Origin of the sequence: Streptomyces paromomycinus (genome assembly GCF_003865155.1) — a bacterium.
GTDB classification, from domain to species: domain Bacteria; phylum Actinomycetota; class Actinomycetes; order Streptomycetales; family Streptomycetaceae; genus Streptomyces; species Streptomyces chrestomyceticus.
This window is the reverse complement of the sequence record NZ_BHZD01000001.1, coordinates 872514-891365: the sequence shown is the minus strand read 5'-3', so window position 1 is coordinate 891365 and position 18852 is coordinate 872514. Positions and strand designations below refer to the sequence as shown.

The following is an 18852-nucleotide window of genomic DNA, read 5'->3' as shown; positions in this document are numbered from 1 at the left end:
ACACCCTTGACGCTGCCGTACCCACCTAACGCATATCTAACGTCGGCACCAAACGCCCCCGTCCCGGCTTTACCCGGCCGCACGGCCCGCCTTCGGCGCCTTCCGGGTAGCACCCGCGCTGCTGACAAGAGTTCGTGACGCGGGCAACGCCGCGCAGGCTGTGACAACTGCTGGCTTTCGCGCCGGTTCCGCGGGCAAGGTGCGGTAGGAGCGGAAGGGGTCAGTGCGGGGGTGGGATTCTTTCGTCGTCCCTCGGGCCCGTCTGAAGTCGTGATCAACGGGTGAGACACCACCTGGCACGATGCCCTCATGGGTGCTGATGAATCGCAGGAATCCGTGCCAACTGTCAACGTGCGGCTGTGGCGCGCCGATGCCGTCGTGCTGTTCGACCGGCTGATGAGCACCGACCTGAACGCCGTACCGATCACGCACCCGGCTCAGAAGCAGGCGCTCGCAGACCTGCTGTCGCGGTTCGAGTGGGCATGCGATGTAGACATCACGGATTCCACCGCGACAGAGATCGCCGCGGCCCAGGAGGAGGTGGCCAAGGACATGGGCTGGTAGACGTCGGGGATGGCGCGTGGAGAACTCACGGACGTTGAAGGCCGCCGAGGCGTCAAAGGGGACCGAGGGAAAGAACGAAAGCCGCAGGCCGAAGGCGAGCGGGGCACATCCGACCCGGGTCGGGAGGAACGGAGGCGCATCCGGCGACGACGCCGGGCCCGCCTGAAGGCGGCCCTGCGGGAACCCTCCCCGCGTATGGAAGGCCATCCGCCCAGACAATGATGGCTGTTGTCCTGCAGACAGAGGCTGCAGGTCAACTGCCCGTCGGCGTCGCCGCGAGGTTGTGTACGCGGCCTTTCCGGCCTTGGAGACTGTTCCCGCTCCTCCCGGGTCGCCGCGGTTGACGGGATGGCTTGCGGCGTAGAGGTGGGGGTTCTTCTCCTGGTCGAAGAGGGCGGGCCGGGTGCGACAGCCGACGCTGGGGGCGTGGTAGCGGGCGCCGAGGTGGTAGAGGCCGGTCGGGCCTTGGCAGCCACCGGTGAAGCGGTCGGCCGCAGACCCCTGGCGGGCGCACGATCGCCGGCCCGCCTGAGTGGCAGGCCGGAAACGACAGGCGGCGCGGCTACGGCCGCTCTGCTTTCGTCATTCTCAGGAACAGTGCGGCGGTTCCCCAGATCAGTGCGACGAGGATGCACAGGAGCCACCCGCCGGTGTTGCCGTTGATGCCGAGGACGATACCCAGCACGACACCGATGAGGGCCAGGATGGAGCTGAACAGGAAAAGGCGTTTGACGTACGCCTGCTGCTCCATGGACATTCCAAGGCGAGGCATGTCGTTTCCCTCTTTCCTGGGCACAGGCGGCGACGGTGATCACCGTCCCGGTGAACTGATCAGCGGGGCGCGGGGGCTCAGCCCGCCGTACGGTGCTCCGCCTTCGGCTGCCGGCATCGCCACCCTTTCGGGGACCGTGTGCCCGCTGCCGCGAGGAGACGGTCATAGCTCCTCGCCGTGCCTGCCTGGCTCGGGACGAGATCGAGGCGACCGTTCCTGTGGCCCAGGCAGCTGCGTGGCAGTCGGCTTGGGGCTCCCAGTGAGGCACCGAGGGGCCCGGTGACCCACGGTTCATGGAGTTCAGTGTGCCCCGCGGTTCGCGGACGAATCCGGTGTCCGTACCGTCGGTGGTCTGTCCGCCGCGGGCCGGGGGCAAAGGAGGAAAGGCCCTGGGAATGCCGGTTCCCCCCTGGTGGTTGGAGCGGAGGTGACGACCCGCGCAGTGGACACGACACAGGAGCTCACCGAGTTTCTGCGGACTCGGCGCGAGTGCCTGGACCCGCACGAGTTCGGTCTGCCGTCGCGTCGACAGTCCCGGGGCCCGGGATAACGCCGCGAAGAGGTCGCCGAACTGGCCGGGATCAGCATCGACTACGTCGTGCCACTGGAACAGGGCAGCGGGCTGCGGCCTTCGGCGAACGTGGTGGAAGCGCTGCCGCAAGCGCTGCGCCTGGTCCCCGACGAACGCACCTGCCTCTTCGACCCGGCCCAGCAGCGCCAGCGCAATGTGCCGCAGTCGCAGCGCAACGCGATGTGGCTGCACCTGACGCATCCGAGGATGTGCGTTTTCTACGTCGACCGCGAACGCGTCGTACGGGAAGGGCCGCCCACCTGCGCGCTGCCTGGACTGCGCATCCCGAGGACCAGGAGCTGGCTGACCGTGTTACCGACTTCGCTGTTTGCAACGAGGAGTTCGCGCGCTTCTGGGATGAGTGGGACGTCAAGGCCAACGGTCGCGGGCCCAAGGTGCTGTGGCCTCCTGACGTCGGCGTGATCGTCGTACATGTCGAAGTGCTCATGCCACTTCAAGTTCCGTACCGGCGGTCGGTGATCTTCCGGGCCGTGGACGACGAGAGCCGGTCGGAACCTGGAGTGAGGCCCTGCTGACGGTGAGGCTGGTGTTGTTGCCGGGCAATTCGGTGTCGGCGGCGTGGACGTGGGCGACAGGTCATCACGGCGGCAGAGGTAGGCGCGGTCGACTCCGGTCAGCAGTCGCTCGCGGGTGCATGCCGTTTCTGCTGAGACGGACGGCGCGGCCCGGTCCGCTCCGCCGGCCGTCGCTCGGGTATCGGATTGCATCCCCTGGACTTGGGAGCGCAAGCCACGATTTCCACCCTGCGGTGGGAAACCCCCACCGGGCTCCCGCTGAGGCGCCGACCGCCCCGCGGACGGCGTGACCGTCACCGCCCCGGCCCGTACACCCCCCACAGCTCCCCGGCGAAGAACTCCCCGAACCGGGCGAGTGCGGCGAGCGGAGCGGGGCCCGTCGCGCGCATGGAGGCCAGTTGGCGGACGAAGTCCAGGCGGCCCACGCGCACCACGCCGGAACAGAGCGGGGCCGCGCCGGGCTCCTCGCCCGGTGTGTGCCGGCCGGGGTGGACCTCGACGGCCAGGGTGGTCGTGTCCGCCCACAGGTCGGGCCCGGGGGCGTCGCCCATCTCCTTGCGGCCGGTGAGGGTCAGCGGGCGGCCCTGCGGCCCGTCCAGGTGGAGGTGGTAGAGCATCCGCCGGTGCCGTGGCAGCCCGCCCGGTACGAACAGGTTGAACCAGCCCTCCCGTACGGACAGTCTGCCGCCCAGCGGATCGCAGTCCACCGCCCCGCGCACGGCGGCCCGGTGGTCCGGCGAGTCGATGAAGGCGTCCACGTCGTCGACGGTGACGGTCAGACGCAGCACCAGCCCTGGCCCGTCGGCCAGCGCGCCGCGCATCACCTCGGCGAAGGTCAGGGCCGTGGCCGGTGCCGGGGCCGGGCGGTGCGCCCGCCGGGGCGGCCGGTCCGCCAGGAGCCGGGTGCTCATCCGGTCCGCCAGCGCCGCGATGGTCAGCGACGGGTTCACCCCGACCGGCCCCGGCAGCGCCGCGGCGTCCGCCACGTACAGGCGCGGGTGCCCGAACACCTCGCCGTACGGGTCGCAGACGGCCTCCTCCGGGCGGTCGCCGATGGGCGCGCCGCCCACCGGGTGGACGGTGACGACCCGCCGCCACCACCAGACGGGGTTGTCCAGGAACCCCGTTCCCATCGCGTCGGCGAGCCGTCGCATCGTGGTGCGGACGCCCTCGTAGTACGCCCGGCTCGTGGCGGTCGTCCACCGGACGTCCAGCCGGCCGTCGCGCAGCCCCATCACCCCGTCGGGCACGTCCCGGCCCACGCCCAGCAGCGGCAGCACCCCGGGGAAGCCGCCGCCGGGGCCGAGCAGGGCGGCGATCTCGCCGGAGAGGTTGCTGTCGGCCGAACCGAGGACATGGTCCCGCGCCAGACCGGCGGCGAACGCGGCCAGCCGCCCGGCGCCGCCGACCAGCCGCACGCCCTCCGCGAGCCAGTTCAGGAAGCCCGGGTAGCCGCCGTCCTGGACGATGTGCCCGCGCCCCGGACCGCCGTCCGCCTCGCCCACCACGCCGGTGATCACCGGCCCCCGGTCCGGGGGCGGCACCGGTGTGCCCCGCCTGCCGTACAGGAAGGTCAGCAGGTCGCCGTTGCCGCAGAACCGGGTGCCCAGCGCCGGGCCCAGGCCGGGCAGCCGTGCCCGGTTGGCCAGCAGGAGGTGGACCGTGCCGTACGTGCCCGCCGCCAGTACGAGGCGGTCGCAGTCGATGAGCCGCCGCGGCAGGTCGGCGGTGCGTACCGGCGGTCCGGTGCCGTCCGTGTCGTGCACGACGTACCCCACGCGGTAACCGCCGTCCTCCAGCGGCTCCACCGTCACCGCCTGGTGCCCGGTCCGCAGGTCGGCGCCGTGGTGCCGCGCGGCGGACAGGTACGTGTGGTCGAGGGTGTTCTTCGCGCCGTTGTTGCAGCCCAGGTCGCACTCGCCGGTGAGCCGGCAGGTGCCGCGCGGCACGCCGTGGAGGTTGCCGTACGGCTCGTCCGTGAGCGGCAGGCCGGGGCCGGGCGGCGCGCCGGGGTGCGGTGCGAAGCTGACCGCGAGCGGCGCCGGGGACCACGGCAGCCCCGCCCGTCCGGCCGCTTCCCGCAGCGCCCGCGTCTTCGGCGTACGGGCGTACGGCTCGGTGTCCACCGGGTACGGGACCGGGCGCAGCACCGACTCGACCGCGTCGTAGTGCGGGTCGAGGTCCGCGCGCGTCAGCGGCCAGCGCTCGTGGCCGCCGCCGGGCAGTTCCTCCCGCCGCACGAACCAGTGCGGCTCCTTGCGGAGCAGCACATTGGCGTAGATCAGCGAACCGCCGCCCAGCCCGCTGGCGACGAGGGAGTCGCAGCCCCCGAACCGCCAGACGTCGAACAGGCCGTACAGCCCCTCGCTCGGATCCCACAGGGCCCGCCCCAGCTCCGCCGGGGTCCGGGGGAAACTTCCCGGCGGATACGCCCGGCCGCGCTCCAGGACGACGACCGACCGGCCCGCCTCCGCCAGCCGGTACGCCGCCACCGAACCGCCGAAGCCGGAACCGACGACGAGCGCGCCGACCCGCTCGGGACGCCCCGAACCGCTTCCCGGCGACACCTCGGCCACGGTCCGTCCCTCCGGTCCGGCGGCGGCCGCGCGGACCGCGGCGGCCTGGCCTCCCAGTAGAGCAACGGTCCGCCGCCCGCACATCCGGAACCCGGGGCGGCCGGACGGTGCGCACCGCGAAGTCCGTACGTCAGGAGGCGGGGGCGCCACCGCCTGGACAGGCGCACAGCATCAGCGCTTCGGCATCAGTGCTTCGAAAGCGCAGGCACCCGCGAGGGGCCGCACGTCCGTCGATTTCCACTCGGTGCCCTCCGCGAGCCACCCGAACGCACCACAGCGTTCGAAGGAGGGCCGCCATGGCCACCACCGCACCCGCACGCCGCACGCGCCGCCGCGCCCCCGCCTGCCGGAACGCGAACGCCGCATTCTGTACCTGCGGTTCTCCGGCGACCTGACCCCGGCGCAGGACGGCATCCGGGCCAATCCCCTGAATTCGACGTTAGCGATCCGAACCGAGGGGAACGCGTGTGCTGGCGGCCGGAACAGGGCGTTCACCCCGCCCCACGAGCGGTTTTCCGGCCGCGGCAACGCACCGGCACGACTCACTAAGAAAGGCGGAACCATGCCTGCTGCACGCGACATCATGACTCCCGGAGCCGAGTGCGTCGGCGCCGAGGAGAGCGTCCTCGACGCGGCCCGCAAGCTCACCGGCCTCGGCGTCGGAGCGGTCCCGATCTGCGGTACGGACGACCGGCTCAAGGGCGTCCTGACGGACCGGGACATCGTCGTCAAGGTCCTGGGCCAGGGCAAGGACCCCGCGCAGACCAAGGCCGGCGAACTGGCCCAGGGCGAGGCCGTGACGATCGGCGCCGACGACGGCGCGGAGGAGATCCTCGCGACCATGTCCCGGCACAAGGTCCGGCGCCTGCCGGTGATCGACGGCCACCGCCTGGTCGGCATGGTCGCGCTGGCCGACGTCGCCCGCGCCCTGCCCGACTCGAAGGCGGGCGACCTCCTCGAAGCCCTCTCCACCGACTGAGGGCACCGCACGCGGGGACGGGGTGCGGCCGCGCCGGACCGTAGGCACGATGGTGTACGCGGCGTGGGCGCACCTCCGTAAATCACCGTGCACTCCGGTTCGAACACCGGTTTGGTTATGGCGTGGCTTCCGCCGTACGGGTATACACGAGCCCACACGACGGGAGGCACTCCATGGCGATCGACGGTTTCACGACCTGTCTGTGGTTCGACGGCCAGGCCGAGGAAGCGGCCCACCACTACCTGTCCATCTTCAAGAACTCCCAGCTCGGCCATATCGTCCGTTACAACGAGGCCGGGCCGGGGACGCCCGGCGCGGTGATGGCGGTCGAGTTCGTCCTCGACGGCCAGAAGTTCATGGGCCTCAACGGCGGCCCGCAGTTCACGTTCAGCGAAGCCGTGTCGTTCCAGGTCCGCTGCGCGGACCAGGAGGAGGTGGACTACTACTGGGACCGGCTCACCGACGGCGGCGAAGAAGGCCAGTGCGGGTGGCTCAAGGACAAGTACGGCGTGTCCTGGCAGGTCTTCCCCACGGAACTCCTGAAGCTGGTGACCGACGCCGACCCGGCGAAGGCGAAGCGGGTCACCGAGGCGATGTACCCGATGCACAAGATCGACCTCGCGGCTCTCCGCAAGGCGCACGCCGGAGAGCGGTAGGGCGCGGACGGCGGGTACGGGCAGGCCGCCCGTGCCCGCCGACGCCCCACTCGTTCGGGGGCGCTTTTGATGGCAAACCGGGGCCGACGGGGTAAGCAGCCCCCATGTCTCCCGATGCTCTCCTGACGGCCGCGCCCCTGCCGGTCGAAGCGCCGACGGCCGCCTCCCACCTGGCCATCGGCATCGGCCCCCTCGTCGCGGGCATCGTCGTCGTGCTCCTGCTTATCGGCGCCGTGGTGTACGGCTACCGGCGCCGCGCGCGCAACAAGGACCGCCCGCCGCGCGCCCACGCACGGCCCCGGCACGCGAGGACGGCGGCCCGGAACGGCCGGCCGGCACGGGAGACCGACGGGGTGTCCCGGGAGAGCCATGACGCGGCACCGGCTGCCGGGGTCAAGGACATGGGCCAGTACGGGACGCGCCCCGGCGACTCCGACGAACCGCCGCCGTGGAACGAGGGGAAGAGCGGCTCGTTCGGCAACGGCTGAGGCCGCGCCCCATGGTCTTCCCCCGGCGGAAGCCACCCGCACCGTCCCGCACCGCTGAACCGGCACGCACCGCTTTCGAGGCGCTCGACCGCCGCCTGCCGCTGGCCGAAGGCGCCAGGGCGCTGCTGCGCAAGGCGTTCCCCGACCACTGGTCGTTCCTGCTCGGCGAACTCGCGCTCTACGGCTTCCTCGTCCTCGTCCTCACCGGTACGTACCTGACCCTGTTCTTCGACCCGGTGACCGCGCAGACCGTCTACCACGGCCGGCACACCCCGCTGTCCGGACTGCCCATGTCACAGGCGTACTCCTCCACGCTGCGCATCAGCTTCGACGTGCGGGGCGGACTGCTGATCCGGCAGATCCACCACTGGGCCGCGCTGGTCTTCGTCAGCGCCATCGGCGTCCACCTGCTCCGCGTCTTCTTCACCGGCGCCTTCCGCCGCCCCAGGGAAGTCAACTGGATCATCGGCGTGACGCTGTTCATGCTGGCGATGCTGGAGGGCTTCGCCGGCTACTCGCTGCCCGACGACTCGCTGTCCGGCACCGGCCTGCGCACCGCGCACACCATCGTGATGTCGGTCCCGCTCGCCGGCACGTATCTGAGCTTCTTCCTGTGGGGCGGCCCGTTCCCGGGCACGGACCTCGTCAACCGGCTGTACGGGCTGCACATCCTGCTCGTCCCGGGCATCCTGGTCGCGCTGATCACGGCACATCTGATCCTGGTCGTCCACCTCAAGCACACCCAGTGGAGCGAGCGCAGCCGGACCAACCGCAACGTCGTCGGCCGTCCGATGTACCCGCACTTCACCGCGAAGTCCGCGGGCCTGTTCTTCATGACGGCGGGCGTGCTGACGCTCCTCGGGGCACTGGCGCAGATCAACCCCGTATGGGAGTACGGGCCGTACCGCGCGGACCAGGTCGCCACCGACGCGCAGCCCGACTGGTACGTCGGCTTCCTGGAGGGCGCGCTGCGGCTCATGCCGCCGTGGGAGAGCGACCTCGGGGGCCACACGGTCCTGTGGAACGTCCTGATCCCGGCGGTGATCCTGCCCGGTCTGCTCTTCCTCGTCCTGTACCTCTATCCGTTCTGCGAAGCCTGGCTGACCCGGGACGGCCGGGAACACCACCTGTGCGACCGGCCGCGGAACCGGCCCACCCGCACGGGCCTCGGCGTCGCCGGCCTCGTCTGCTACGCCGTGCTCCTCGCCGCCGGCGGCAACGACGTGACCGCCTTCGGCTTCCGCGTCTCGGTGAACGCTTTGACCTGGTTCTTCCGTATCGCCCTCGTGGTCGCCCCGGTCCTCGCCTTCTGGCTCACCAAGCGGATCTGCCTCGCCCTCCAGAGCGAGGACCGCGACGCGCTGACGGAAGGGGAGGAGACGGGCGAGGTGACGCAGGACGTGTGCGGCGGACTCGGCGAGGGACGCCGCCGCCTGTCCGCCGACCGCCGGTACCGGCTGCTCGTGCGCGACCTCCCCGCACCGCTCCCGCCGCCCGCGGACACGGCCCGTCCCGCGCGCCGGGAGCGGATCCGGCTGATGCTGAGCAACTGGTACCACCGTGACCGGGTCGAACTGCCGGTCACTGCCGAACAGCGGGCCCGTATCGCCGAGCGGGCGGCCGCGCCGGGGCGGAGACCGGACGAGGACTGACAGGGGCTCCGTACGCTGTTCCTCACGACCTCTCGGCGAACTCCATCACCATGCCGACCACCCCCGCCACCAGCAGGCCCACCCCGATGACGAACAGCCACAGGCCGAAGACGACCCCCAGCGCTGTCAGCGCTGCCGCCAGACCGGTCAGCGGCGGGTAGCCGCTGCGTGGCGGGAAGAACCCGAGCCCGCCGGTCCGCTCACGTACCTCCGCCTCCTTGCGGTCCTCCGGCCGAGGCCCGCGCTTGCGGTGGTTGACCGTACAGAACCCGCACACGACCAGCGCCATCAGACACGAGACGGCCAGCGCCGCCGTACCGGCGGGTTCCCGCGACCACAGCGCGTACCCGAGCCCGGCCACGAAGAAGAACCCCGCCACACCGGCGAACAGCGACGCCTCGGCCTTCACGGGTGACGCTCCCGGTGCGGGTCGGGGGTCGGTTCGTCCTCGCCGCGCTGCGGAGCGGGCAGCCGCAGCACCTCGGGATGGTGCAGGTCGAAGGCGGGGGAGTCGGACCGCACCCGGGGCAGCGCGTGGAAGTTGTGCCGGGGCGGCGGGCAGGACGTCGCCCACTCCAGCGACCTGCCCCACCCCCAGGGATCGTCCACCAGCACCTTCGGCGCGCACCGCGCCGTCCGCCACACGTTGTACAGGAAGGGCAGCGTGGAGATCCCCAGCAGGAAAGCACCGGCCGAGGAGACCGAATTCAGTACGGTGAATCCGTCGGCGGCCAGGTAGTCGGCGTAACGCCGGGGCATTCCGCTCGACCCCAGCCAGTGCTGCACCAGGAACGTCAGCTGGAAACCGGTGAACAGCGACCAGAAGTGGATTTTCCCCAGCCGCTCGTCGAGCATCCGGCCCGTCAGCTTCGGCCACCAGAAGTAGAAGCCGCCGAACATCGCGAAGACCACCGTCCCGAACAGCACGTAATGCAGATGAGCGACGATGAAGTACGAGTCGGTGACGTGGAAGTCCAGCGGCGGTGACGCGATCAGCACACCGCTCAGCCCGCCGAGCAGAAAGGTCACCAGAAAACCGCCCGCCCACAGCATCGGCGTCTCGAACGAGACACTGCCCCGCCACATGGTGCCGATCCAGTTGAAGAACTTCACCCCCGTCGGCGCCGCGATCAGAAAGGACAGCAGGGAGAAGAACGGCAGCAGCACCGCACCCGTGGCGAACATGTGGTGCGCCCACACGGTCGCCGAGAGCATGGTGATGGCGATGGTCGCGCCCACCATGCCGATGTACCCGAACACCGGTTTACGGCTGAAGACCGGGACGATCTCCGTGACCACGCCGAAGAACGGCAGGGCGACGATGTAGACCTCCGGATGCCCGAAGAACCAGAACAGGTGCTGCCACAGGACCGCGCCGCCGAAGGCGGGGTCGTAGAGGTGCGCACCGAACTTCCGGTCCGCCTCCAGGGCGAGCAGCGCGGCGGTCAGCACGGGGAAGGCCAGCAGCGCCAGGATCGAGGTGAACAGCACGTTCCAGGTGAAGATCGGCATCCGGAACATGGTCATCCCCGGGGCGCGCAGGCACATGATGGTGGCGATGAAGTTCACCGCGCCCAGCGTGGTGCTGAGCCCCGACACCACCAGGTCCATGGTCCACAGATCGCCGCCCGCGCCCGGACTGCGGACGGCGCCGTTGAGCGGCGCGTAGGCGAACCACCCGAACGACGCGGCACCCCCCGGCGTGAGGAACCCCGAGACCACCGTCAGGCCGCCGAAGAGGAACAGCCAGTACGTCAGGGCGTTCAGGCGCGGGAAGGCCACGTCGGGGGCGCCGATCTGGAGCGGCATCACCGCGTTCGCGAAACCGGCGAACATGGGCGTCGCGAACAGCAGCATCATGATCGTGCCGTGCACGGTGAAGAGCTGGTTGTACTGCTCGTTGCTGACGATCTGCAGCCCGGGCCGGGCCAGTTCGGCGCGCATCACCATCGCCAGTGCGCCCGCCAGCAGAAAGAAGCCGAAGGCGGTCACGAGGTAGAGGTTTCCGATCACCTTGTGATCGGTGGTGGTCAGCCAGCGGCGCACCGCGTGACCCACCGTGTTGCGGGGCGCCACGTCGTCGCGGAACGCCGCGCCGCCCTCCGTACGCGCTTCCTGCCCGACCTCGATGACCATGAACCTCCGCCCGGCCCACGCCGGAGACCGACGCGGGCACACCGACCCGTACCGCGCGGCACGCGCACACCGGGCCGGCGCGCGGCCGCCGGCCGGTCACCCGACAGCCTGGCACCGGCGGCGGCCGGATCGCCGGTGCCCACGGTGCGGGGGCGGCCGCCGCCACCCGGAAGGGCGAACCGGCCGCCCCCCACGGAGAGAAGCCCGGTGGGCGGGGCGGCGGGCGGGGCGGCCGGTGGGCTGCGGCTCGGCCGCGGGCACCACCGTGACTCAACCGCGGACACCGCCGTGGCTCAGGCCCGGCGCGTCTCCTCGGTGGTCGCCGAGGCGCGGCGCAGGGAGAGCAGCCGCAGCCGCCACAGAAGACCCGGCCCGGCCGCGGGCGCCGGCTCCGCCGCGGGAGCGGGGACGGGCGCCTTGCGCGGAGCGGGCTCGGAGGCGGACTCGGACTCGGAGGCGGGGACGGGGGCGGTGGAGTACTGGTCCGGCTCGGACTTCGCCCCGGATTGCGGCTCGGACTTCGACTCGGACTTCGTCCCGGACTTCGACTCGGATTTCGTCCCGGGATTCGTCCCGGATTGCGGCTCGGGCTTCGACTCGGCTTCGTGCGGGTCGTAGCTCAGGGCACGCAGATAGCCTTCCAGCGCGCGCTGGGGGTCGATGGGCATGATGGACGCACCTCTCCTGCTGATCGCTGCTGTGCTGGTGCGGAGCGCTCCGTGCGCGTACGGGGAGCGCGGGCCCGGTCAGCAGCGCAGGACGGTGTGGTGCGCGCGGTCACCGGCGGCGTCGCGTACGTCCGACCGCAGGTCGGCCCAGCGGGCGAGAAGCCTGGCGAGACGTCCGGTGTGGCACGGCAGGGACGGCGCGAGGGCCCGCGCCTCGGGGGCGCGGCCGGTACGTCCGGCCCGGGGCACCCGGGACGCGGCAGCCTGCGGGAAGTTGTCGTCGGCCGCCGGCTCGGCCGACATGGCGGCGGCCTCGGCAGGCCCGGCCCCCGGTTCGAGGGCCGCGGGCGCCGCACCGCACAGGGCGAGCAGTACGGCGATCAGCACCAGGGCACCGGTCCGTCCCACGGACCGGTGGCCCCGGCAGCCCCCTCGGTTCATGTGCAAAGGGTAGTCATTCGGCTACTGTCTGCGCATGTCGTCGAACGGGTGAGATTACCGCCGCGAAAGCCGGTCGCCGCCCGCGGAAAGGAGCTGCCGTGACAGCCGGCAAACGCATTCTCGTCACCGGCGCGGGCTCCGGCTTCGGCCGTGCCGCCGCCCTGCGCCTCGCCGAACGCGGACATCACGTCATCGCGGCGGCCGAGAACCGCCCGCAGATGACCGGGCTGATCCAGGAGGCGGACCGGCGCGGCATCACTCTCCAGGTGGAGAACCTGGACGTCACCAGCGCCCTTCATCGCCGCCAGGCGCACACCTGGGACGTGGACGTGCTGTTCAACAACGCCGCCGTCGGCGAAATGGGCCCGCTCTCCGAGATTCCGCTGGAACTGTTCCGGCGGGTCTTCGAGGTGAATGTGTTCGGACACCTCGCGCTGACCCAGGGATTCGCCCGGCAGATGGTGGAACGCGGCAGCGGCCGCATCGTCTGGCTGTCGTCCATCGCCGGTCTGACGGCCAATCCGTATCTCGGTCCGTACTGTGCGTCCAAATACGCTGTCGAGGCGATCGCCCAGGCGATGCACGATGAACTCAAACCGCTGGGCGTGCAGGTGTGCACCATCAATCCGGGCCCGTACCAGACCGGTTTCAACGACCGGATGGGTGACGCGCTGCGCGTCTGGTTCGACCGGGCGCGCTCCTTCAGTGCCGAGCACTTCACCACGGATCTCGGCGTCGAGGTCCACCTCGCCGACGATTACGGCAGGATGACCGGGGAGAGCCAGAAGGACCCCGAGGAGATCGTCGAACTCTTCGTGCGGGTCGCCGAGGAGGACTCCGGACTCTTCCGCAATTTCCTCCCGGCGGACCGTATCGACGAGGTGAAGCGGCAGCAGGCCGCGATCTGGGACCTTGGACAGTGAGACCGGACACCGGGCTGCCCCGGCGGCGGGAGGCCGCCGGGGCAGCCGCCGCACCCCGCTTGGAGGAGCCGTGCCCGCGCAGACCGTTCCGCTCCGTCCCGTCCCCGGCCCGCGCGGCCTGCCGTGGGCCGGGAACCTGCCCGCCTTCGGCAAGGACCCGCTCGCCTTCATGACCCGGCTGCGGGACGAGTACGGGGACGCCGTGACGTGGTCCCTGGGCCCGTGGCGCAGCCTGTTCCTCTCCCATCCGCAGCACATCGCCGAGTTCCTCGCCTCCCGGGAGCACAGCTACGGCCTCCTGGAGGTCGGCTGGTCGTTCCAGCGGATCACCGGCAAGAGCGTCATGCGCAGTACGGGTGCCGACTGGCGCCGCAAGCGCGGTCTGGTCCAGCCGGCCGTCCGCCCGCGGCAAGTGCGCCACCACGCCCGGACCATGGTCGACAGTGCCCTCGCGGCGGCCGACCGATGGCAGGAGGGCGGACACGTCGACGTGCACCGGGAGATGGTGGTCCTCGGCCAGCGCGTCGTCATCCGTACGCTGTTCGGCAACGACCTCGGCGACCGGGCCCGGGCGCTCGGCGCGGCGATGGCGGTGGCCGAGCGGGAGATGGCCCGCGAACTGCGCGGCGTCGGACTCTTCCTGCCGGACCGGGTCCGTACGCCCTCCCGGAGGCGCCTGCTCCGCGCCCTCGCCGTCATCGACGCCGAGGTGCACCGGCTGATCAGCGCGCGGCAGAACGGACCGGCCGCCGACGGCGACGGAGGCGGCGAGGGCGGCGGCGACCTGCTGGACCGGCTCCTCGAAGCCCGGGACGAGGAAGGCCGCCCGCTCACCGCCCAGGAGGTCCGCGACGAAGCGGTGACGCTCTGGGCGGCCGGCCACGAGACCACCTCCACCGCGCTGACCTGGATCTGGTACCTGCTGTCGCGGTCTCCGCAAGCGCGGGCCCGGCTGGACGACGAGCTGGACCGGGTGCTCGACGGGCGCCCGCCCACCGTCGACGACTACGACCGGCTCACCTGGACCCGGCAGATCGTCAAGGAGGGCCTGCGGATCTATCCGCCGTCCTGGGTGATCCCCGCCGTGGCCCGGGAGGGCGCCGTGCTGGGCGGCACCGCCGTCCCGGCCGGTACGGCGGTGTGGTGCAGCCAGTGGACGGTCCACCGCGACCCGCGCTGGTTCCCCGCCCCGACCGCCTTCCGCCCCGAACGCTGGGACGCCGACGCCCCCGACGTCGTCCCCGACCACGCCTGGTTCCCCTTCGGCGGCGGTCCGCGCGGCTGCATCGGCACCCGGTTCGCGCAGGTGGAGGTGGCGCTGCTGCTGGCCACGCTGGCGCAGCGCTTCCACCTGGACGTCACACCGGGGGAAGTGCCCCACCGGGTCGGCATACTCATCCAGCCGGCCGTGCCCGTGATCGCCACCTTGCGGGCACGCCGGAGGCGGTGACGAGTGGCCGGACACCGCCCGCCGCCGCGGCCCCCCCGCCACCCCTCGGCCTCAGCCGAGCATCCCCAGCTCGGTGTCCGGACGGCAGCCGTAACACGCCTCGACGCCCCGCCCGAGAGCCTCGACCGCCTGCTCGCGGCTGATGGCCCGGCCGCGGGCCTGACCGCACCCGCCGGCATGGACGCGGACCGGCCGCCCGTCGCGGCCCCCGAGCCGCTCGGTCTCCAGCAGCCAGTCGGGCCGGGGCGGCCGGACCGGTACGGGGCGGTCGCGCTCCGCCTGTTCGAGGTGCTGGATACGGGCCCGGACGGCGGCGAGCTGCAGGCGCAGCCAGGTCTCCAGGGTGCGGAGGCGCGGCAGGTCAGGGGGCAATTCGCTCACGCGTTCGAGTCTAGCTGCCTCCGCTACGGTCGCCGGATGGGGAACTGGCGCGAGGACGGCGTCCGCGCACGGATACAGGAGATGGCCGCACGGGATCCGGACCGGGAGCGTTTCGGGGCGGGCACGCACCGCTACGCGCTGGCGCCACGGCTCCCGGAGGCGGAGATCCGGGCGTTCGAAGAATCCCACGGCATCGCGCTGCCGGCGGAGTACCGGTCCTTCGTCGCGGTGGTGGGCAACGGCCCCGCCGGCCCCGGCCACGGCCTGCTGCCGTTGACCGTCCCCCGCCCGGAGGCCGACGAGGAGTGGGCCGTGGACGACGCATGGGCGGAAGACCGGCTGCCGGGCCGGCTCGCCGAACCGTTCCCGCTCACCGCGCCCCTGCCCGGCCGGATCGGGGCACCGGACGATGCGCTGACCCGGGGCACCCTCGTGCTGGCCGAACAGGGCTGCGGCAGCTTCGACCGGCTCGTCCTGAACGGCCCGTACACGGGCGAGATCTGGCGGATCGACCCGGACCGGGGCGGCTTCGTACCGGTGAGTCCCGGGTTCCGCGCCTGGTGCACCGACTGGCTGGCGGGCCCGTGAACGCGCGGTCACGCCGACCCGCTGACCTCTCCCCGGGCCGCGTACAGGGGCCGCGTACGGGCCGGACGACGGCCGGACTCACCCCACCGCGTCCTGCCCGGCGGTGACGGGTGCGGCAGGCAGGGGAGCGGCGCGGGCCGGAGGCCGGCAGGCCACCGCGGCGCACAGCAGGGCGGCCGCGATGCCGCCCAGGTGGGCGCGGCTGGAGAGGGTGACGGTCAGCACGCACTCCAGCGAGAAGGTCACCACCGTACCCATGCTCAGCACGGGAGCCCGGCAGGCCCGTCCGGTGCAGATCAGCAGCCCGAGTACGGCCGCGGACGGACCGGTGTCGGCCAGCATCGCCTCGGCCGGCGGGACCGCCAGGACATGGCCCGGGCCGAGGGTGAGCAGGAAGCGCGCGAAGAACGTCGCCGCGGCCGTGACGACCAGGGACACGGTCAGGGTGCGCAGTGTCCCGAGGACGCACTCGGCCACCCCGAAGATCACGGCCACTTGCAGGAGCGCTCCCCACCACGGGAGCCCCGGCGCGGGCGCGAACAGCGACAGCGGCAGTCGCAGCAGCACGAGCCACACCGGGACGTCCGCCCGCACACCGCCGGCCGACCAGACCAGCCGTTCTCCGGCATCCGTCAGCGCGAGGACGTGAAAGACGATCACAAGGACCACGGAGGCCGCCGTCAGCGGTACCGCGGCCAGCCGGCGACGGCACAGCGCCGTCCAGGTCGGCCCGGCGACCCGGTGCCACTGCGCCAGGAGGGCCCGGCCGGTGCGCGCCGGCAGGCCGGACGCGCGCTCCGGCGCCCCGTCGCCCGTACGCCCGGTGCTCGCCGGACGCCGCCCCGGCCCCGAGGGGCCCCGCTCCGGCGAGGGCGGCCGCCGCCCGGCGCGGGAAAGACGCCGCTTCGTATCGGCAACGTCCCGCCCGCGGCGCGGCAGCCCGTGCTCCCGGCGCGGCAGGCCCACCTCCCGGGGCGGCAGCCCCCGTTCCCGGCGTGGCGAGTCATCTCCCCGTCGCGGCAGGCCTCGCTCCCGGCGCGCAAGGGGGCGCCATGTACGGGTCACGAGCCGGTCCTGTTCGTCATCGCCCCTCCGGCGCGAACCGGCGACCGGGTCGCGGTCCGGCAATCGTGGTCAGCCGTCGTTCAACGCGTACGCCACTCGTGCCTCACGCGTACCTCACAGGTACAGGTACCTCACTCGTTCCCGGCGGGACTCGCACGGCCCGCCGGACTACGGCGGTTCACTCTTTCGCCACGGGTGCCCCGGCGGGCCGCATGCATGTCGGCCACCGGCGGCTGAAACCACGTCAGCGTGCCCCGTACCGGCGGAACCGGCCGGTCACACACCGGCTGTCCACCCCGCGCGTCCTGCGAGGATGTCAAAATACGACGTTCCTCGTACAATGATGATCCCCGGCAGGAACCGACCGCCCGGAGCCGACTTCCAGGAGCCGCCATGACGACCACCACGACGACATCCGCCGACCGGCCCGGTGCCCGCGTCCTGGACCACCCGGACCGTTCGGCGATCCGCCTCGAAGACGTACTGCACGCACTCGCCGACCCGATGCGGCTGCGCATCGTACGCCGCCTGGCCGCCGCCGAGGGCGAACTGTCCTGCACGGTCATCGAGCTGCCCGTCAGCAAGTCCACCTGTACGCACCACTACCGCGTACTGCGCGAGCACGGCGTCATCAGCCAGATCTACCGCGGCACCGCCAAGATGAACGTGCTGCGCCGCGCCGACCTGGACGAACTCTTCCCCGGCCTGATCGAACGCGTCCTGAAGGCGGCGGAACTCCAGGACGAACGCCTCGACGCCCAGCCCGGCGGGGCTTAGCGGCACCCGGGCGCGCCAGCCCCTTTCCGCCGCTCCGGCTCAGCGCCCCCCACCCGCGCTTTCACCCCCGTCACTGCCCCCGTCCCCGCCCCCGTCGCCGGTTCCGTCTCCCCGGCCGGCTGCCGCCAGCAGTCCGGGCCAGTCGGCGATCTTCACGGTGGTCCGTCCCAGCCCCCGGCCGAGCGCTGTTTCCGCTGCCTCGATGCCCAGCCAGCCCGGCCAGCGGACCGGCCGCTGCCCGATGCGCAGCAACGCGGTCACCGGATCGTCCGGCAACGGCTCGCGCGCCAGCTCGTCCGCGTCCGCCAGCAGTGCGGCCGCGGTCTGCTTCGCACACGGCCGGTTCGTGCCGATCACCCCGGTCGGCCCCCGCTTGATCCACCCCGCCACGTACTCGCCGGGACGCGGCACACCCTCCCGCAGCACCCGGCCCTCCCGGTGCGGCACGGTCCCGGTGGCCGCGTCGAACGGCAGCCCCGGCTGCGGCGTCCCCTTGTACCCGACCGAGCGCAGGACCAGCTGCGCCGCGATCTCCTCGTACTGCCCGGTCCCCGTGACCCCGCCCAGCCCGTCCGGAACCGTCCGCTCGAACCGCACACCCCGCACTCCCGAATCCGCGTCACCGACCACCTCGACCGGCCGCAGAAAGAACCGCAACCGGACCCGCCGCCGCCCCCCGCCCGCTCCTTCCCCGTCCCTTTCCTTCTCCGCTCCCTTCCCCTCGGCCCAGCCGCGCAGCACCTCCACATTGCGGCGGTTCACCGCGGGCAGCCCGGAAGGGTCGCCGTACGCCGGGTCCAGCGCCAGTTCCCCGGGCTCCACGAGCACGTCGGCGCCCGGCAGCGCACCCAGTTCGCGCAGTTCCTTGGTGGTGAACTTGGCCTGCGACGGCCCCCGCCGCCCCACCATCCACACGTCCTCCACCCGGCTCTCCGCGAGCGCCCCGAGCGCCGCCTGCGGCACGTCCGTACGCGCCAGCTCGTCGGCCCCGCGGGCGAGGATCCGCGCCACGTCCACCGCGACATTGCCGACGCCGATCACCACCGCCGACCGCGCGGTCAGCGGGAAGCGGCCGTCCGCCGCGTCCGGGTGCGCGCTGTACCAGGAGACGAAGGCGGTGGCGGAGTGGCTGCCCGGCAGCTCCTCACCCGGAACACCCAGGCGGCGGTCGGTGGCGGCTCCCACGCAGTACACCACCGCGTGGAACATGCGCCGCAGCTCCTGCGGCTTGAGACCGTCGGCCCCCACGTCGACATTGCCGAGGAAGTGCACACGGGGGTGCTCCAGCACCGTACGGAGGTTGTGCTGCAGCGATTTGATCTTCTCGTGGTCGGGTGCGACCCCGTAGCGGACCAGCCCGTACGGGCACGGCAGCCGGTCGAGCACGTACACCTCGACATCCGGTACGGCCTCCTGCCCGACCAGCGCCTGAGCGGTGTAGACGCCACTGGGTCCCGAACCGATCACTGCGACACGAAGCACGGAAGGCCCCTTCCCGCGGAGTACTTCCAGAGTCGCACCGGTGCGGGGCGCGCGGGAGGTGTGCCGCCGGGGTTGCCCGGCGGAACGGCGACGGGAGCCCGTACCCCCGCGGGGTGAACCGCGCGCCCACATCGGCATTCACCCGGT

General features: G+C 72.2%; 19 protein-coding genes. 10 read left to right on the top strand and 9 right to left on the bottom strand.

The window, feature by feature from the left end; genetic code table 11:
- The first annotated feature begins 309 nt into the window (after nucleotides 1–309).
- Entirely contained in the window at nucleotides 310–564 is a 255-nt protein-coding gene (locus OEIGOIKO_RS03390) for a hypothetical protein (protein ID WP_125051699.1), read from the top strand.
- Nucleotides 565–1126: 562 nt separating this feature from the next.
- Here OEIGOIKO_RS03390 and OEIGOIKO_RS03385 read toward each other — a convergent pair.
- Nucleotides 1127–1336, bottom strand: a complete 210-nt coding sequence (locus OEIGOIKO_RS03385) for a hypothetical protein (protein ID WP_125051697.1) — start codon at nucleotides 1334–1336, stop codon at nucleotides 1127–1129.
- Nucleotides 1337–1513: 177 nt separating this feature from the next.
- On the opposite strand from OEIGOIKO_RS03385, the gene OEIGOIKO_RS43830 reads away from it, so the two are divergent.
- The gene (locus OEIGOIKO_RS43830) at nucleotides 1514–2443 is read left to right on the top strand and encodes an MmyB family transcriptional regulator (protein ID WP_371858877.1); all 930 of its coding nucleotides are present in this window, start codon (nucleotides 1514–1516) and stop codon (nucleotides 2441–2443) included.
- A 293-nt stretch (nucleotides 2444–2736) separates the two neighbouring features.
- Here OEIGOIKO_RS43830 and OEIGOIKO_RS03375 read toward each other — a convergent pair whose 3' ends face one another.
- Nucleotides 2737–5019, bottom strand: coding sequence for a GMC oxidoreductase (locus tag OEIGOIKO_RS03375; protein WP_218039974.1), 2283 nt, complete (start codon nucleotides 5017–5019; stop codon nucleotides 2737–2739).
- 562 nt (nucleotides 5020–5581) lie between these two features.
- On the opposite strand from OEIGOIKO_RS03375, the gene OEIGOIKO_RS03370 reads away from it, so the two are divergent.
- From OEIGOIKO_RS03370 to qcrB, 4 genes are all read left to right on the top strand, one after another.
- A complete protein-coding gene (locus tag OEIGOIKO_RS03370) occupies nucleotides 5582–5998 on the top strand; it encodes a CBS domain-containing protein (RefSeq protein ID WP_125051693.1) in 417 nt (138 codons plus the stop codon).
- Between the two features lie 173 nt (nucleotides 5999–6171).
- Nucleotides 6172–6654, top strand: a complete 483-nt coding sequence (locus tag OEIGOIKO_RS03365) for a VOC family protein (protein ID WP_125051691.1) — start codon at nucleotides 6172–6174, stop codon at nucleotides 6652–6654.
- A 104-nt stretch (nucleotides 6655–6758) separates the two neighbouring features.
- Complete coding sequence (locus tag OEIGOIKO_RS03360; protein WP_125051689.1) at nucleotides 6759–7142, top strand: DUF6479 family protein; 384 nt, start codon at nucleotides 6759–6761, stop codon at nucleotides 7140–7142.
- A gap of 11 nt (nucleotides 7143–7153) precedes the next feature.
- Nucleotides 7154–8794, top strand: coding sequence for a cytochrome bc1 complex cytochrome b subunit (gene qcrB / locus OEIGOIKO_RS03355; protein ID WP_125051688.1), 1641 nt, complete (start codon nucleotides 7154–7156; stop codon nucleotides 8792–8794).
- A gap of 22 nt (nucleotides 8795–8816) precedes the next feature.
- Here the strand turns inward: qcrB and ctaF are convergent, their stop codons facing one another.
- The 4 genes from ctaF to OEIGOIKO_RS03335 form a co-directional block, all read right to left on the bottom strand.
- On the bottom strand, nucleotides 8817–9203 hold the full coding sequence (gene ctaF / locus OEIGOIKO_RS03350; protein ID WP_125051687.1) for an aa3-type cytochrome oxidase subunit IV: 387 nt from the start codon (nucleotides 9201–9203) through the stop codon (nucleotides 8817–8819).
- Entirely contained in the window at nucleotides 9200–10930 is a 1731-nt protein-coding gene (ctaD, locus tag OEIGOIKO_RS03345; RefSeq protein WP_246177177.1) for an aa3-type cytochrome oxidase subunit I, read from the bottom strand. The genes ctaF and ctaD overlap by 4 nt, the downstream gene beginning before the upstream one ends.
- Nucleotides 10931–11223: 293 nt before the next feature.
- The gene (locus OEIGOIKO_RS03340) at nucleotides 11224–11598 is read right to left on the bottom strand and encodes a hypothetical protein (RefSeq protein WP_125051686.1); all 375 of its coding nucleotides are present in this window, start codon (nucleotides 11596–11598) and stop codon (nucleotides 11224–11226) included.
- A 78-nt stretch (nucleotides 11599–11676) separates the two neighbouring features.
- Nucleotides 11677–12039, bottom strand: a complete 363-nt coding sequence (locus tag OEIGOIKO_RS03335; RefSeq protein ID WP_125051685.1) for a hypothetical protein — start codon at nucleotides 12037–12039, stop codon at nucleotides 11677–11679.
- Between the two features lie 98 nt (nucleotides 12040–12137).
- Here OEIGOIKO_RS03335 and OEIGOIKO_RS03330 point away from each other — a divergent pair, with 98 nt between their 5' ends.
- Nucleotides 12138–12962 carry an SDR family oxidoreductase gene (locus tag OEIGOIKO_RS03330; protein ID WP_125051684.1) on the top strand — a complete coding sequence of 275 codons (825 nt, stop codon included), beginning with the start codon at nucleotides 12138–12140 and terminating at the stop codon, nucleotides 12960–12962.
- Nucleotides 12963–13032: 70 nt separating this feature from the next.
- A complete protein-coding gene (locus OEIGOIKO_RS03325) occupies nucleotides 13033–14412 on the top strand; it encodes a cytochrome P450 (protein ID WP_125051683.1) in 1380 nt (459 codons plus the stop codon).
- 51 nt (nucleotides 14413–14463) lie between these two features.
- On the opposite strand, the gene OEIGOIKO_RS03320 is transcribed toward OEIGOIKO_RS03325, so the two are convergent.
- On the bottom strand, nucleotides 14464–14793 hold the full coding sequence (locus OEIGOIKO_RS03320) for a DUF6233 domain-containing protein (RefSeq protein WP_125051682.1): 330 nt from the start codon (nucleotides 14791–14793) through the stop codon (nucleotides 14464–14466).
- Nucleotides 14794–14829: 36 nt separating this feature from the next.
- Here OEIGOIKO_RS03320 and OEIGOIKO_RS03315 point away from each other — a divergent pair, with 36 nt between their 5' ends.
- Nucleotides 14830–15381, top strand: a complete 552-nt coding sequence (locus OEIGOIKO_RS03315; RefSeq protein ID WP_125051681.1) for an SMI1/KNR4 family protein — start codon at nucleotides 14830–14832, stop codon at nucleotides 15379–15381.
- Nucleotides 15382–15459: 78 nt separating this feature from the next.
- Here the strand turns inward: OEIGOIKO_RS03315 and OEIGOIKO_RS03310 are convergent, their stop codons facing one another.
- Complete coding sequence (locus tag OEIGOIKO_RS03310) at nucleotides 15460–16347, bottom strand: hypothetical protein (RefSeq protein WP_125051680.1); 888 nt, start codon at nucleotides 16345–16347, stop codon at nucleotides 15460–15462.
- A gap of 492 nt (nucleotides 16348–16839) precedes the next feature.
- Here OEIGOIKO_RS03310 and OEIGOIKO_RS03305 point away from each other — a divergent pair, with 492 nt between their 5' ends.
- Nucleotides 16840–17223, top strand: coding sequence for an ArsR/SmtB family transcription factor (locus tag OEIGOIKO_RS03305; RefSeq protein ID WP_125051678.1), 384 nt, complete (start codon nucleotides 16840–16842; stop codon nucleotides 17221–17223).
- A 39-nt stretch (nucleotides 17224–17262) separates the two neighbouring features.
- Here the strand turns inward: OEIGOIKO_RS03305 and OEIGOIKO_RS03300 are convergent, their stop codons facing one another.
- Entirely contained in the window at nucleotides 17263–18705 is a 1443-nt protein-coding gene (locus OEIGOIKO_RS03300) for an FAD-dependent oxidoreductase (protein WP_125051676.1), read from the bottom strand.
- Between the last annotated feature and the right edge of the window lie 147 nt (nucleotides 18706–18852).